Here is a 13,266-nt window from a genome sequence, read left to right as displayed (position 1 = left end):
GAGCTCGTCGTGGAGGTCCGGCGGCCCGGGCGCGACGCGCGGGCGACGGCGCCCGTCGCGCCGGGCACCGGCCTCGCGACGTGGCACTCGATCGCGCTCGAGGTCTCGGGCGGCGTCGCGACCGCGGAGCTGAGCCAGGCGCGGCTGGGTGACCCGCTCGCCGTCGTCCGGCTCGAGCTGCCGCGGGGCACGCGCACGGCGGGCTCCGCGGGTGCGCTCGCGGGCGGCGCGGGTGTCCACGTCGACAACCTCAGCGCGGTGCCGCTCGCGGCGCCGGTCACGGAGCGGGTGCCGTTGCCCGCGACGGGCCCGGTCGTCGACGCGGCGGAGTTCGACGACGGCCTCGGGGAGGGCTGGACCGCGCTCCGCGACCCGGCCGTCACGGTCGAGGGTGGGGAGCTGGTGTGGCAGGTCGAGCCCACCGACCTCACGGGGCCCGGCGGCACGGCGGGGCTGCTGCTCCGCGAGGTGCCGGACGGGGACTGGACCGCCGAGACGCGGGTGACCGTCGACCTCGGCATCGACGAGGTCCGCAACTACCAGCAGGCCGGCATCATCGCCTACGCCGACGACGACCTGTTCGCCCGCCTGTCGCACGTGGCGATCTGGAACACGCGGCAGACGGAGTTCGGGTACGAGATCCCGTACGAAGGGCGCACGCAGTACGGCGGCACGATCGTCGGGCCGCCGTCGGACACGACGTGGCTGCGCCTGGTGCACCGCACCGACGACGCGGGCGAGCGTGAGGTCCAGGCGCTGACCAGCACCGACGGCGTCACGTGGGTGGCGGGTGGCGTGTGGACGTTCCCGGTCGGGACGGACGTGCGCGTGGGGCTCCTGGCGCACGGCAACCAGGGCGGCGACCCGGCGACGGCGCGCTTCGACTACCTGCGGATCACCGCCGACTGAGCCGCGGCGGCGGGACGGGGACGGCGCGCGACGTCGTCCCCGTCCCGGCCGCGGTGCGCCGGCCGCCGCGGCATCGCAGCGGCCCGGTCATCGACTCGTCAGTCGGTACTCAGTCCTGCGGGTCCTTCTCCGGGTTGCCGACGCGTGACGCGCCGCCGTCGAGCGGGGCGTCCGGGTCGGTCGAACCGGGGGGCTCGGTCTCGTCCGCCTCGCTGCCGAGCTCGACGCCGCCGTCGTCGGCCGGCGTGAACCCCGGGTCGGGGAGGGGCTGCAGAGGCGCGTCGTCGGTCATGCGCTCCTTGCTACTCCTCCCGGCGCCGACCGGCATCCCCACCGCCCTCCCCCCGGGGGGGGGGGGGGGGGGGGGGGGGGGGGGGGGGGGGGGGGGGGGGGGGGGGCCGCCGGCGCCACGCGGCGCCCGCCCGGCCCCGCCGGGAAGCCCCCCCCCCCCCCCCCCGCGGTTTTGGCACCGATCTGGGTGCCGCGACCTACGGATCGGTGCCAAAACCGCGGGGCAGGGCCGGGCAGGGCAGGGCCGGGCAGGGCCGGGCGAGTCGGGACCTAGGGAGTCGGCGGTGACCAGTCGGCGTCGAGCAGGCCACGGTCGCCGGCGAAGGGTCGCAGCGTCGGCGGCGCCGGGAACGGCAGGGTCCAGGTCTGCATCTCGACCCCGACGGCGCCGAAGTCGTCGAGCTTGACGACGACGCGCTCGGGGCTGACCTCGACCATCGCGACCCGGAGCGTCCGGCCGTCGCCGAGGGTCAGCTGCCACAGGTCGGCGAGCCAGTGCAGGCCGCGCTCCTCGAGCGCCTCCTCGCCCTCCTGCCAGTCGACGACGCCCGTGACGTCGTGGCCGAGCCGGTCGACGGCGACGAAGCCGTCACCCTCGGGCCGCAGCCACCCGACGAGCTCCCGGTCCCCGGCCCGCCGATGCTCGATCCACCCCTCGGTCACCATCCGGCCGACCCTAGGCAAGCCGCGCTCCCGCGTCGCCGGTTTTGGCACCGATCCGGGTGCCGCGACGCATGGATCGGTGCCAGAACCTGGGTGTCGGCGGCGGGCGGACCGGCGGGGCGGGTCGGGCGGGCCGGCAGGGCCGGCGCGGAGCGGGGCCCGCGGGACGGCGGGCCAGGGCGGGGTGGTCGAAGCCCGGCGTCGGGCATGCTGGGCGGATGGACGTCCACGCCGAGCCCTTGTCCGTCCTGCGCGCCCGGACCAGCGAGAAGTGGACGGCGTACCCGGCCGACGTCCTGCCGCTCTTCGTCGCCGAGATGGACTACCCGCTGGCCGCGCCCGTCCGGCAGGCGATCGTCGAGCGGGTCGAGGCGTCGGACACCGGCTACGTGCACGGGCCCGGTGAGCTGCCCGCGGCGTTCGCCGGCTTCGCCGAGCGCACGTGGGGCTGGTGCCCGGACCCGGCCGCCGTGCGCACCACCACCGACGTCAGCGTCGCGATCGTCGAGACGCTGCGGCAGGCGGTGCACCCGGGCGACGGCGTCGTCCTCACCCCGCCGGTCTACCCGCCGTTCGCCGACCTGGCGGACGAGGCGGGGGCGGTGCGCGTCGACGTGCCGCTCGTCGACCGCGACGGCACGCCCGCGCTCGACCTCGACGGTCTCGAGCGGGCGTTCGCCGGCGGTGCGCGGGCGATGCTCCTGTGCCACCCGCACAACCCGGTCGGCGTCGTGCACCCGGCGGACGACCTGCGGCGCCTCGCCGCGATCGCGCGCGAGCACGACGTCGTCGTCGTGAGCGACGAGATCCACGGTCCGCTGGTCCACGCGCCGACGTCGTTCACGCCGTTCCTCGACGTGTCCGACGACGCGCGCGAGGTCGGCGTGTGCGTCACCGCGGCGAGCAAGGGCTGGAACGTCGCGGGGACCAAGTGCGCGCTCATGGTCGGGGCGTCCGACCGCTCGCTCGCGCTGCTCGACGCGATGCCCGAGGAGGTGGGGACGCGCACGAGCATCCTGGGGCTCCACGCGAGCACGGCGGCGTTCCGGTCGGGTGAGGAGTGGCTCGCCGGCGCGCTGGCCGCGATCGACGCCAACCGCCGTCTGCTCGCGGACCTGCTCGCCGAGCACCTGCCGGCCGTGCGCTACCGCGTGCCCGACGCGACGTACCTCGCGTGGCTCGACTTCCGGGACGCGGGGTGGGGGGACGACCCGGCCGAGCGCGCGCTCGCGGCCGGCGTCGCCCTGGTCCCGGGGCCGATGTTCGGCGCGCAGGGCCGCGGCCACGTGCGGCTCAACCTCGCGTGCGCGCCGGACGTCCTCACGGAGGCGGTGCGCCGCCTGTCCCAGGGCTGACCCGCGCCGCGCGACCGCACGCGACCGCGGAGCATCGTGCCGCCGCACGGTCGGGTGTGGAGCGTTGTGCCGCCGTGCCGCCCTGAATGGAGCGTTGTCCCGCGACACGCCGGCGTGTCGGGGCACGACGCTCCGCGGTGGGTCCGAGTCCGGCGTGTCGCGGCACGACGCTCCGCGGTGGGGATGACGCTCCGCGCACGGCATGGCACGAGGCTCCGTGGTCGGCACGGCGCTCCGCGGTGGGGACGGCGCTCCGCGCTGGGTCACGTTCGTGCCCGTTCGGCTACTGCTCGCCCGTGACCAGGCGGCGGAGGGTCTCGACCGGCAGCTTCGGGGTGCGGTCCGCGTGCAGGAGCCCGTTGGTCTCCTGCCCGGTGTCGGTGAGCTGGGTCCAGCAGAACCCGGCGAGCGGCGCGCACGCGCGCACGGCGTCGAGCAGGTCCCCGATGCGCGCCTCGAAGTCCTCGTCCGACGTCGCCGTCGAGTAGCCCCAGGCGTCGTCGCGCCCGCCCGCGTAGCTCACCCCGCCGAACTCGGTGAGCATCACCGGCTGCCCGCGGTCGGGGACGTCGACGACGCGCATCCGCCGGCCGGCCGGGCCGATGCCGCCGAGCAGCGCCCGCACCGCCTCGGGCGTCCCGTACCGCTCCCGCAGCTCCTCGCCCCGCGCGGCGTAGTCGTGCACCGACCAGATGTCGGAGTCCGTGTGCTCCCAGCCGTCGTTCGACACCACGGGGCGGGTCGGGTCCAGCGCGCGCGTGAGGTGCGCCAGGCCCAGCGAGTAGTGGCGCTGCGCCGGGTCGTGGGCGATGTGCTGCACGCCCCAGCTCTCGTTCAGCGGCACCCACGTGACGATGCTCGGGTGGGAGAGGTCCCGCCGGACGATCTCGGCCCACTCGGTCGTGAGCAGCTGCACCGCCCGCGCGGAGAACGCGTAGGCGTTGGCCGTCTCGCCCCAGAGGGTCAGGCCCAGCCGGTCCGCCCAGAACAGGAACCGGGGGTCCTCCGCCTTCTGGTGCACGCGCGCCGAGTTGAAGCCGAGCTCCTTGATGAGCTCGACCTCGCGCCGCAGCGCCTGCGGGCTCGGAGCGGCGAGGTGGCTCTCCTCCCAGTACCCCTGCTCGAGCACGGAGCGCAGGGGGTAGGGCCGGTCGTTGAGCAGGAAGGCCCCGTGCGCGACGGCGACGCTGCGCATCCCGAGGTAGGACGCGACGACGTCGCCCGGCGCGCCGCCGGCCGCGGGGTGCACCTCGACCCAGGCGTCCAGGAGGGTGGGGTGCTCGGGCGACCACAGCAGCTCCTCGTGCCGCTGCCCGTTGTGCTGGGTCGGCAGGTCCACCGCGAGCCGGACGTCGCGCTCGTCGGTGCGCACCGAGCCCTCCGCGAGCACGTCCCCGTCGTGCGCCACGCGCACCCGCACGACGACGGCCTCGCGCGGCCGCGCGCCGAGCCGCACCGTCGCGTGCACGGCCCCCGCGGCGACGTCGGTGCGCCAGGCGAGCTCGGCGACGTGCAGCCGCGGGACGGCCTCGAGCCAGACGGGCTGCCAGATCCCGGTCGTGCGGTGGTACCAGATCGAGTGCGGCTCGGGCTGCCAGTCCTGCTTGCCGCGCGGCTGCGCGACGTCGAGCGGGTCGTCCTCCGCGCGCACCACGAGCGCCAGGCCGGGGCCGTGCGCCGCGACGACCGGCGTGACGTCGACGCTGAACGGCGTCTGCCCGCCGACGTGCCGCCCGAGGTGCACGCCGCCCAGCCACACGTCGGCCGCGTGGTCGACGGCGCCCAGGTGGAGCAGGAGGCGCTCGCCCTGGGCGCGGAAGCCCGCGCGCTCCAGGTCGGCGGCCGTGAGCGTGCGCCGGTACCAGACGACGTGGCAGTGCGGGTCGCCGATGCCTGACGCCGGGGACTCCGGCGGGAACGGCACCGTGATGCGCCGCGTGAACGGGTCGGCGCCCGCGCCGCCCGTGCCCGTTCCGCCCGTGCCGGCCTCGCCCGCGCCACCCGGCGCGACGTCGTGCCAGCGCTCGTCGCGGCCGACGTCGTCGGGGTCCGCCGCGAAGTCCCAGGTCCCGCACAGGTCCGCCCACGCCGGGCGGACCAGCTGGGGCCGCGGGTAGGTGCCGTCACCCTGGCTCGCGCGCAGGTGCAGCGCCGCCGTCGTGCTCATGGCGCCGTCCCCTCGCCCGTCGGTGCGCCGGTGCTCTCGCGGACCACCAGCCGGTGCCCGACGACGACCTGGGCGGCACCCGGCGGGCGGGGGCCGTCCAGCAGCAGGTCGATCGCGGCCTCGGCGAGCGCGCGCTTGTCGGGCGCGACGGTCGTGAGCGTGGGCACGGAGTAGCGGCCCTCCTCGATGTCGTCGATGCCCACGACCGCGACGTCGCCCGGCGAGGTGAGCCCGCGGTCCTGCAGCGCACGCAGGGCGCCGAGCGCGAGCAGGTCGTTGAAGCAGAAGACGGCGTCGGGCGGCTCGGGGAGGTCGAGCAGCGCGCGCATCGCGTCGGCGCCGTCGGCGCGGTGGAAGTCGTGGACCGCGCCGACGAGCTCGGGCCGCCAGGGCAGGTGCGCGGCGTCGAGCGCCTGGCGGTATCCCTCCAGCCGGAGCGTCGCCGTCTCGGCCGGCGTGGCGTCCGCCGGCCCGCCGGCGTGCTTCGCGCCGATCGCGGCGACCCGGCGGCGGCCGAGCGCGACGAGGTGCTCGGTGGCCGCCCGCGCCGCGGCGCGGTTGTCGATCGCGACGTGCGGGAACGCCGCCTCGTCGCCCAGGTGCTCGCCGAGCAGGACGAGGGGTGTGTCGTCGACCCGGTGCCGCAGGTCCTCGGCGGTCAGCGCGAGCGGGCTCAGCACGAGGCCGTCCATGAGCGGCATGTCGATGCCGTCGCTGATGGCGCGCTCGGACGCCGCCTGGCCCTCGGTCTGCGCGAGCAGGACCGTGAGGTGGCGGCGCTTCGCGGCGCGCACCAGCTCGGACGCGAGCTCGGCGAAGTAGGGCTGCGTGAGCTCGGGGAGCGCGACCGCGACCATGCCGCTGTTGCCCCGCCGCAGGTGGCGGGCCGCGACGTTGGGCCGGTACTGCAGCCGGGCCAGCGCGTCCTCGACCCTGCTGCGCGTCTGGGCGGTGATCGTCCCCTTGCCGTTGACGACGTTGGAGACGGTCTTGATGGAGACGCCCGCGAGCTCGGCGACGTCCTGCAGCCGGGTGCGCGCCACGGCGCCACCTCCCTCTGGTCCTGCACCGCCGCCTCGAGCCGCCCTCCGGTGGCGGGCCGCCGGGCTCGGGGTGACAGTAGCGACATCGGCACGATCGCTACAAGGTTTACCACCCACCCTGTACAAGGTTTACCGGGGTGAGGTATGAACGGCGGTACAAGGTTTACCGGGAGCGGCTCGGCGCTGCGTCGGGCCGGTCGACCTGACGAGGAGCTCAACGATGAGAACCACGACCCCCACCCGTCGACGTCGGCTCGGCGCCGGCGCCCTGACCGCCTCGGCTGCCCTCGTGCTCGCCGCCTGCGGCGGCGGCATGACGCCGGAGGATGCCGCCGGCGGCGGTGACGGCGAGTCCGCCGAGTTCACCGGCGAGTACACCGGCCCCGACATCGAGCTCTCCTACTGGAACGGCTTCACGGGCGGTGACGGCCCGTTCATGCAGGAGATGGTCGACCAGTTCATGGCCGAGCACGACAACATCACCATCGTCCCCAACACGATCCAGTGGGCCGACTTCTACCAGCGCGTGCCCGCCGCCGTGAACGCGGGCGAGGGGCCGGACGTCGGCGTCATGCACCTCGACCAGCTCGCGACCAACGCCGCGCGCAACGTCATCGTCCCCCTCGACGCCGTCGCCGAGCAGCTGGAGCTCACCGAGGACGACTTCAGCGAGGAGGTCTGGCAGGCCGGCATCTACGACGACCAGCGCTACGGCATCCCGCTTGACGTGCACTCGCTCGCGATGTTCTACAACACCGAGCACTTCGCCGCCGCCGGCATCACGGAGCCGCCGACGGACGGCGAGTCCTTCATGGCGGCGCTCGACGCGCTCCAGGCCGCGGGCTACGAGCAGCCCTTCTGGATGCCCGCTCGCTGGCCGGGCCACCTGATGTTCCTCACGTTGCTGCAGCAGAACGGCGGCGGGGCCTACGGCGAGGAGGAGGCGACCTTCGGCGGCGCCGAGGGCGTGGAGGCGCTGGAGTGGATGCGGGGCATGGTCGACGAGGGCTACAGCCCTTCCGACGTCGCGCAGGACTCGCAGTACGTCGCGTTCAAGAACGGCGAGACGTCGATCACCTGGGACGGCATCTGGCAGATCAACGACCTCGAGGAGTCGGGCATGCCCTACGCCCTGGCCCCGGTGCCCACGATCTTCGACGAGGAGGCCTTCTGGGCCAACTCCCACCAGTTCTTCATGACGAAGCAGGCGACGCAGGACGAGGACAAGCTCGCCGCGTCGCAGGTCTTCCTCGCGTGGATGAGCGAGCACTCGGCCGACTGGGCCGGGGCCGGGATGATCCCGGCGCGCGAGTCGGTGCAGGAGGAGGGCCTCGCCGGCACGGCGCAGGAGCCGATCGCCGCGCTGCTGGACAAGGTCCGCTTCCTGCCCGCGATCCCCGGCCTCGGCCAGGTGACGACCGAGACCATGGAGCAGGCCGTCGCCGACGCCGTCCTCGGCCAGGCGGAGGCCGGTGCCGCCCTGGAGCAGGGGCAGTCCCAGGCGACCGAGCTCATGGCGGAGAACGCCGAGAGCTTCGGGGGCTGACGTGACGACGACGCGCGTCGCGGCGCCCGGGGACACCGCGGACGCCCTGCAGCACGGCCGCAGGGCGCCGCGGCGTGGCGTCGCCAAGCACGGGAAGGCCACGCCGTGGTTCTTCCTGGCTCCGTACCTGCTGCTGTTCGGCACGTTCGTCATCGCGCCGGTGGTGCTGGGGGCGTGGATCAGCCTGCACCGGTGGGACTACACGCTGCCCGGCAAGCCGTTCGTCGGGCTCGAGAACTACGCCGCGCTCTTCGACCCCGGCTCGATCCCCTTCGAGGACTTCTGGAACTCGATGCGGGCGACCGCCATCTTCACGGTCGGGAGCGTGCCCCTCCTGCTCGTGCTCCCGCTGGTCGTGGCCCTGGTCATGAACACGAAGTTCCCCGGGCGCAACCTGTTCCGGGCCGTCTACTTCGCGCCCTACGTGCTCGGCGTCGCCGTCGTCGCGGTGCTGTGGCGGTACCTCCTCGACAACAACATCGGTCTCGTCAACTACTACCTGGGCCGGCTCGGCCTGCCGGACGACACCGCGTGGACCACGTCGACACCCGCCGCGTGGATCGCGCTCGTCGGCGTCACCGTCTGGTGGACGCTCGGGTACAACGCCGTGATCTACCTCGCGGCGCTGCAGGACATCCCACGCGAGCTCTACGAGGCCGCCCGCGTCGACGGCGCCAACGCGTGGCAGCAGTTCCGCCACGTCACCGTGCCCGGGCTGCGGCCCGTCCTCGTGTTCATCACCATGATCACGATCATCGCCTCGGCGAACATGTTCGGGCAGTCGTACCTCATCACGCAGGGTGGCCCCGGACGCGAGACCCGGACCGCGATCTACCAGATCGCCGAGGTCGGGCTGCGGCAGTACCAGATGGGCTCGGCGGCCGCGATGAGCTACGTCCTCACGGCCGCGCTCATGGTCCTCAGCGTCATCGTCTTCTGGCTGTTCCGCGAGAGGAAGTCGTCATGAGCGCCGACGTCGCCGCCCGGCCCGCGCGCGCGGGTGCCTCCGGCAAGGCCCGCGGACCCGAGGCCGGCGGCAGGGGCGGGGCGCGCGTCGTCGTCCGCTACGTCCTGCTCGTGCTCCTCGGGCTGCTCTTCGTCAGCCCGCTGATCTTCATGATCGTGACCTCGTTCAAGACGCGCGGGGAGGCCGGCGGCATCCCGCCGTCGTGGATCCCCGACCCGTTCACGACGCAGGCGTACGAGTCCATCCTCAGCGCGCCGGGCACCCCCGTGCTGCGGTGGTTCGCCAACAGCCTCGTGGCGGCGCTCGCCAACGCCGCGATCGTCGTGACCACGGCGGCGCTGGCGGCGTACGCCCTCGCGCGCATGGAGTTCCGGGGCCGCGGGCTCGTCTTCGGGATGATCATCGCCACGCTGTTCGTGCCGCCGGTCATCCTCATCATCCCCAACTACCTCATCGTGGGGGAGCTGGGCTGGCTCAACACCCTCGCCGCCGTGATCGTGCCGACGGCGGCGTCGGCGTTCGGCGTCTTCTTCCTGCGGCAGTTCTTCGTCAGCATCCCCGACGAGCTCGAGGAGGCGGCGCGCCTCGACGGCGCGACCCCCGTGCAGATCTTCCTGCGCGTCGTCATGCCGCTCTCGCGGCCCGCGCTCGCGACGCTGGCGCTGCTGGCGATCCTCACCAACTGGAACGACTTCCTGTGGCCGGTCTACGTGCTCTTCAGCCCCGAGCTGCAGACGCTGCCCGCCGGCCTGTCCACGCTGCAGTCCGCCAACGCCGTGCGCTACGACCTGCTCATGGCCGGCGCCGTCATCGCGAGCGTGCCGGTGCTGCTGCTCTTCGTGTTCCTGCAGCGCTTCATCATCGAGGGCGTCTCGCGCTCGGGCCTCAAGGGATGACGGCGGTGCGCCGTCGCGTCGCGGCCGCCGGGGCCGCGGCGTGCCTCGTCCTGCTCGCCGGCTGCGGCGGCGCGGCGGGTGACTCGCCGGGTGACGCGGTCGGGACGGAGGAGCCGACGCCCAGTCCCGGCGAGGATCCCGCCCACGCGGCCAACCCGGTCATCGACGACGACTTCCCGGACCCGGACGTGCTCGAGGTCGACGGCACCTACTACGCGTACGCGACCGAGGGGAACCTGCGCAACGTGCGGGTCGCCAGCTCGACGGACCTCGTCGAGTGGACCGCGCTCGACGACGCCCTGCCGGAGCTGCCGGCGCACGTCATCCCGGGCCGGACCTGGGCGCCCGAGGTCGCCCAGATCCAGCCCGGTCGGTTCGTCCTGTACTACACGGCCACGAACTTCCGGCCCTCGGTCCAGTGCATCGGCGTCGCCGTCGCCGACGCCCCGCAGGGCCCGTTCGAGCCGGTGGGCGACGGCATGCTCGTCTGCCCGGACGCGGAGGGCGGCGCCATCGACGCGTCGACGTTCGTCGACCCGGCGGACGGCACGCCGTACCTGCTGTGGAAGAACGACGGCAACTGCTGCGGTCTGGACACCTGGCTGCAGATCGCGCCGCTCACCCCCGACGGCACCGCCCTGGTGGGCGAGCCCGTGCGGCTGGTCCAGCAGGACCAGCCGTGGGAGGGGGACCTCGTCGAGGCGCCGACGCTCGTCGAGCGGGACGGCACCTACGTGCTGCTCTACTCGGCGAACGACTACGGCGGCGAGAACTACGCGACCGGGTACGCGACGGCGTCGTCGGCGCTCGGGCCGTACACCAAGGCCGAGGACCCCCTGCTCACCACCGACACGTTCGACGGCCGCTACGTCGGGCCGGGCGGGCAGGACGTGGTTGTCGGACCGGACGGCAGCGACCTCCTGGTGTTCCACTCCTGGTACGGCGGCACCGGCTACCGCGGGATGAACGTGCTCCCGCTGACGTGGTCCGACGGCGTGCCCACCGTCACGCCCTGACGTCAGGCGGCGGCGAGGATGTCGACGACGAACACCAGGGTCGAGCCGGCCGGGATGGTGCCGCGGTCCGTGTCGCCGTAGCCGAGGCTCGGCGGCACGATCAGGAGGACCTGGCTGCCGACGGTCTGCCCGACGAGCCCCTGGTCCCAGCCGTCGACGACCGCGCCGACGCCGATCTGCGTCTCGAACGGCGGGCGGTCCTCCTCCCAGGACGAGTCGAAGACGGTGCCGTCGAGCAGCCAGCCCTTGTACTGGACCGTGAGGTTCTGCCCGGCGGTGACGGCCGGACCCTCGCCCTGGATGAGCGTCTGCACGATGAGCTCGCTGGGCTCCTCGAGCTCGTCGAGCCCTTCGATGTCCGGCTCGCCGTCGTCGGCCAGCGTCACGGTCGGCAGGCCCTCGGCGGGCTCGACGGCCTCGCCCGAGGCGCGCGTCGGGATGTCGACGGCGTCGACGACCTCGATCGCCATGAGCGTCGCGGGGAAGGCCTCGGACTGGGCGGTGGCCTCGCTGCCGGGCGCGGCGAACAGGACGCGCACGCCGACGTTCTGGCCCTCGAAGACGTCGTTGATCGCGTTGACGTACTCGGGGCTGCCGAGCACCAGGGTCTGGATCTCGCCGGTCTCCCACGTCGAGCCGAGGACCGTGCCGTCGTCGCCCGAGACGATCGTCGACTGGAGCGTCAGGCGCTGCCCCTCCTCGAGCGGCGCGCCCTCGCCCTCGACGTCGACGCGCGCGACCGGCGCGCTGACCTGGAACGGCATCTCGAAGGTCAGGGTCGGCGCGGCGCCCAGCGGGCCCTCGACGGTGACGGCCTCGAGCGCGGCGACGTCCTCCTCGGTCGGCTCCGGCTGCTGGTCGACCGCGTCGGTCTCCGCGCTCTCCGTCGGCGACGGCTCGGCCTCCTCGGGGCTGTCGGAGCAGCCGGTGAGCACGAGAGCGGTCGTGAGGGTGAGAGCGGCGGCCAGGCGCAGGCGCACGGGTGAGTCCTTCGTCGTCGGGTTCCGCGCGGCGTCAGCGCGCCCGCGGCAGGTCCGCGCGAGGCGGACCGTCGAAGCGTACGTGGTCCACCTGGGAGGCACCCGGGAGTCGTGTGAAGGGGTGGTGCCCGCCGGGTGCGTCCTGCGTGGGCGCCCCGGGCACGCCAGGATCGGCCCATGACGATCCAGCCCTCGGCGTTCGACCCGGGCCCGCCCGACCACCCGCTGCGCTTCGCCCTCGTCGGCACGGGCTGGCGGGCCGAGTTCTTCCGGCGCATGGCGGCGCTCCTGCCGGAACGGTTCACCCTCGTGGGCGCGGTCTCGCGCACCGACGAGCGCGGCGCCGAGGTCGAGCGGCGCTGGGGGGTGCCGACGTACCGCACGGTCGGAGGGCTGCTCGCCGCCCAGCGCCCGGAGCTCGTCGTCGTCTCCGTGCCGTGGGCGGTGACGCCCGGCGTGGTCACCGACCTCGTGGACGCGGGGGTGCCCGTGCTCGCCGAGACTCCGCCGGCCCCCGACGCCGACGGACTGCGGGCCCTGTGGTCGCGCGTCGGCGGGTCCGGCCTCGTGCAGGTCGCCGAGCACAGCCCGTTCCTGCCCGGGCACCAGGCGCGGGCCGCGGTGCTGCGGCAGGGGGCGATCGGCGAGGTCACGCACGTCCAGATCTCCTCCACGCACCAGTACCACGCGGTCGCGGTCATCCGGCGCCTGCTCGGCGTCGGGCACGAGCCGGTGACCGTCACGGCGCGGCGGCTCGAGGCGCCGCTCGTCGACCCGCAGGACCGCGCCGGGTGGACGGGGGCGACGGCGCCCGTCTCGCGCAGCACCGTGCTGGCGACGCTCGACTGGGGCGGGGGCCGCAGTGCGCTCTACGACTTCACCGACAACCAGTGGCACAACCCGCTGCGCGTGGACCGCCTCCTGGTCCGCGGCAGCCACGGCGAGCTGCTGGACGACCGCGTCACACGCTGGGTGGACCCCACGACCGTCGTGACGAGCCCGATCGTGCGCACGCAGTCCGGCGTCGGCCAGGACATGGACGGCTTCGACCTGCAGCACCTGACGTTCGAGGGCCGCGTCGTCCACCGCAACCGCTTCGAGGGCGCCCGCCTCGCCGACGACGACATCGCCGTCGCCGAGCTGCTCGACCGGAGCCGCGCGTGGGTGCGCGACGAGGCCGGGCCGCCCTACCCCCTGGCCGAGGGCAGCCAGGACCACCTGGTCGCCCTGACGATCCAGGAGGCGGCTGCCACCGGCGCCACCCTCACCACCCCGCCACCCCCCTGGTCCTGACCCCACCCACCCCACCCCCGCCCCCGCCCCACCCCCACCCCCGCCCCACCCGCCCAAGCCCACCCCCGCCCCATTCCCCAGCCCCAGCCCTTCCCGCGAACACGTCCGTTCGACGTGAGGACGTCCGCCGCAACGGACGT

Annotated in this window: 11 protein-coding genes and 1 pseudogene; 7 read left to right on the top strand and 5 right to left on the bottom strand. The window is 74.5% G+C overall.

Translation table 11 applies throughout. The annotated features are described in order from the left end of the window. Positions 1-909 (top strand): annotated as a pseudogene (locus IDM29_RS03095) (DUF1349 domain-containing protein); the annotation flags it as partial. Between the two features lie 109 nt (positions 910-1,018). On the opposite strand, the gene IDM29_RS03090 reads toward IDM29_RS03095, so the two are convergent. After that, positions 1,019-1,201, bottom strand: a complete 183-nt coding sequence (locus IDM29_RS03090) for a hypothetical protein (RefSeq protein WP_182112727.1) — start codon at positions 1,199-1,201, stop codon at positions 1,019-1,021. A 269-nt stretch (positions 1,202-1,470) separates the two neighbouring features. Further along, positions 1,471-1,866: a hypothetical protein gene (locus tag IDM29_RS03085; RefSeq protein ID WP_182112728.1), complete on the bottom strand. Its 396-nt coding sequence runs from the start codon at positions 1,864-1,866 to the stop codon at positions 1,471-1,473. A gap of 215 nt (positions 1,867-2,081) precedes the next feature. On the opposite strand from IDM29_RS03085, the gene IDM29_RS03080 reads away from it, so the two are divergent. Continuing rightward, positions 2,082-3,218: a MalY/PatB family protein gene (locus tag IDM29_RS03080; protein ID WP_182112729.1), complete on the top strand. Its 1,137-nt coding sequence runs from the start codon at positions 2,082-2,084 to the stop codon at positions 3,216-3,218. Between the two features lie 283 nt (positions 3,219-3,501). On the opposite strand, the gene IDM29_RS03075 is transcribed toward IDM29_RS03080, so the two are convergent. Both IDM29_RS03075 and IDM29_RS03070 read right to left on the bottom strand, forming a co-directional pair. Continuing rightward, a complete protein-coding gene (locus tag IDM29_RS03075; RefSeq protein ID WP_182112730.1) occupies positions 3,502-5,385 on the bottom strand; it encodes a glycoside hydrolase family 2 protein in 1,884 nt (627 codons plus the stop codon). After that, positions 5,382-6,428 (bottom strand): LacI family DNA-binding transcriptional regulator, encoded by a 1,047-nt coding sequence (locus IDM29_RS03070; protein ID WP_182112731.1) that lies wholly within the window; start codon positions 6,426-6,428, stop codon positions 5,382-5,384. Before IDM29_RS03070 ends, IDM29_RS03075 begins: the two co-directional genes overlap by 4 nt. A gap of 220 nt (positions 6,429-6,648) precedes the next feature. Between IDM29_RS03070 and IDM29_RS03065 the strand changes: the two genes are divergently transcribed. From IDM29_RS03065 to IDM29_RS03050, 4 genes are read left to right on the top strand one after another with little or no spacing between them, the layout of a single operon-like run. After that, complete coding sequence (locus IDM29_RS03065) at positions 6,649-7,974, top strand: ABC transporter substrate-binding protein (RefSeq protein WP_182112732.1); 1,326 nt, start codon at positions 6,649-6,651, stop codon at positions 7,972-7,974. A gap of 1 nt (position 7,975) precedes the next feature. Continuing rightward, positions 7,976-8,941 (top strand): carbohydrate ABC transporter permease, encoded by a 966-nt coding sequence (locus IDM29_RS03060; protein ID WP_220457996.1) that lies wholly within the window; start codon positions 7,976-7,978, stop codon positions 8,939-8,941. Further along, positions 8,938-9,837 carry a carbohydrate ABC transporter permease gene (locus IDM29_RS03055; protein WP_182112733.1) on the top strand — a complete coding sequence of 300 codons (900 nt, stop codon included), beginning with the start codon at positions 8,938-8,940 and terminating at the stop codon, positions 9,835-9,837. The genes IDM29_RS03060 and IDM29_RS03055 overlap by 4 nt, the downstream gene beginning before the upstream one ends. 5 nt (positions 9,838-9,842) lie before the next feature. Further along, entirely contained in the window at positions 9,843-10,853 is a 1,011-nt protein-coding gene (locus IDM29_RS03050) for a glycoside hydrolase family 43 protein (protein WP_255491713.1), read from the top strand. A 2-nt stretch (positions 10,854-10,855) separates the two neighbouring features. Here IDM29_RS03050 and IDM29_RS03045 read toward each other — a convergent pair whose 3' ends face one another. Then, positions 10,856-11,833 (bottom strand): FKBP-type peptidyl-prolyl cis-trans isomerase, encoded by a 978-nt coding sequence (locus IDM29_RS03045; RefSeq protein ID WP_182112735.1) that lies wholly within the window; start codon positions 11,831-11,833, stop codon positions 10,856-10,858. A 177-nt stretch (positions 11,834-12,010) separates the two neighbouring features. Between IDM29_RS03045 and IDM29_RS03040 the strand changes: the two genes are divergently transcribed. Then, the gene (locus IDM29_RS03040) at positions 12,011-13,126 is read left to right on the top strand and encodes a Gfo/Idh/MocA family protein (protein WP_182112736.1); all 1,116 of its coding nucleotides are present in this window, start codon (positions 12,011-12,013) and stop codon (positions 13,124-13,126) included. Positions 13,127-13,266 lie beyond the last annotated feature (140 nt).

The sequence above is a fragment of the Actinotalea sp. JY-7885 genome (assembly GCF_014525465.1).
In the GTDB taxonomy this organism is placed as follows: Bacteria; Actinomycetota; Actinomycetes; order Actinomycetales; family Cellulomonadaceae; genus Actinotalea.
This window is presented reverse-complemented; position numbering and strand designations above follow the sequence as displayed.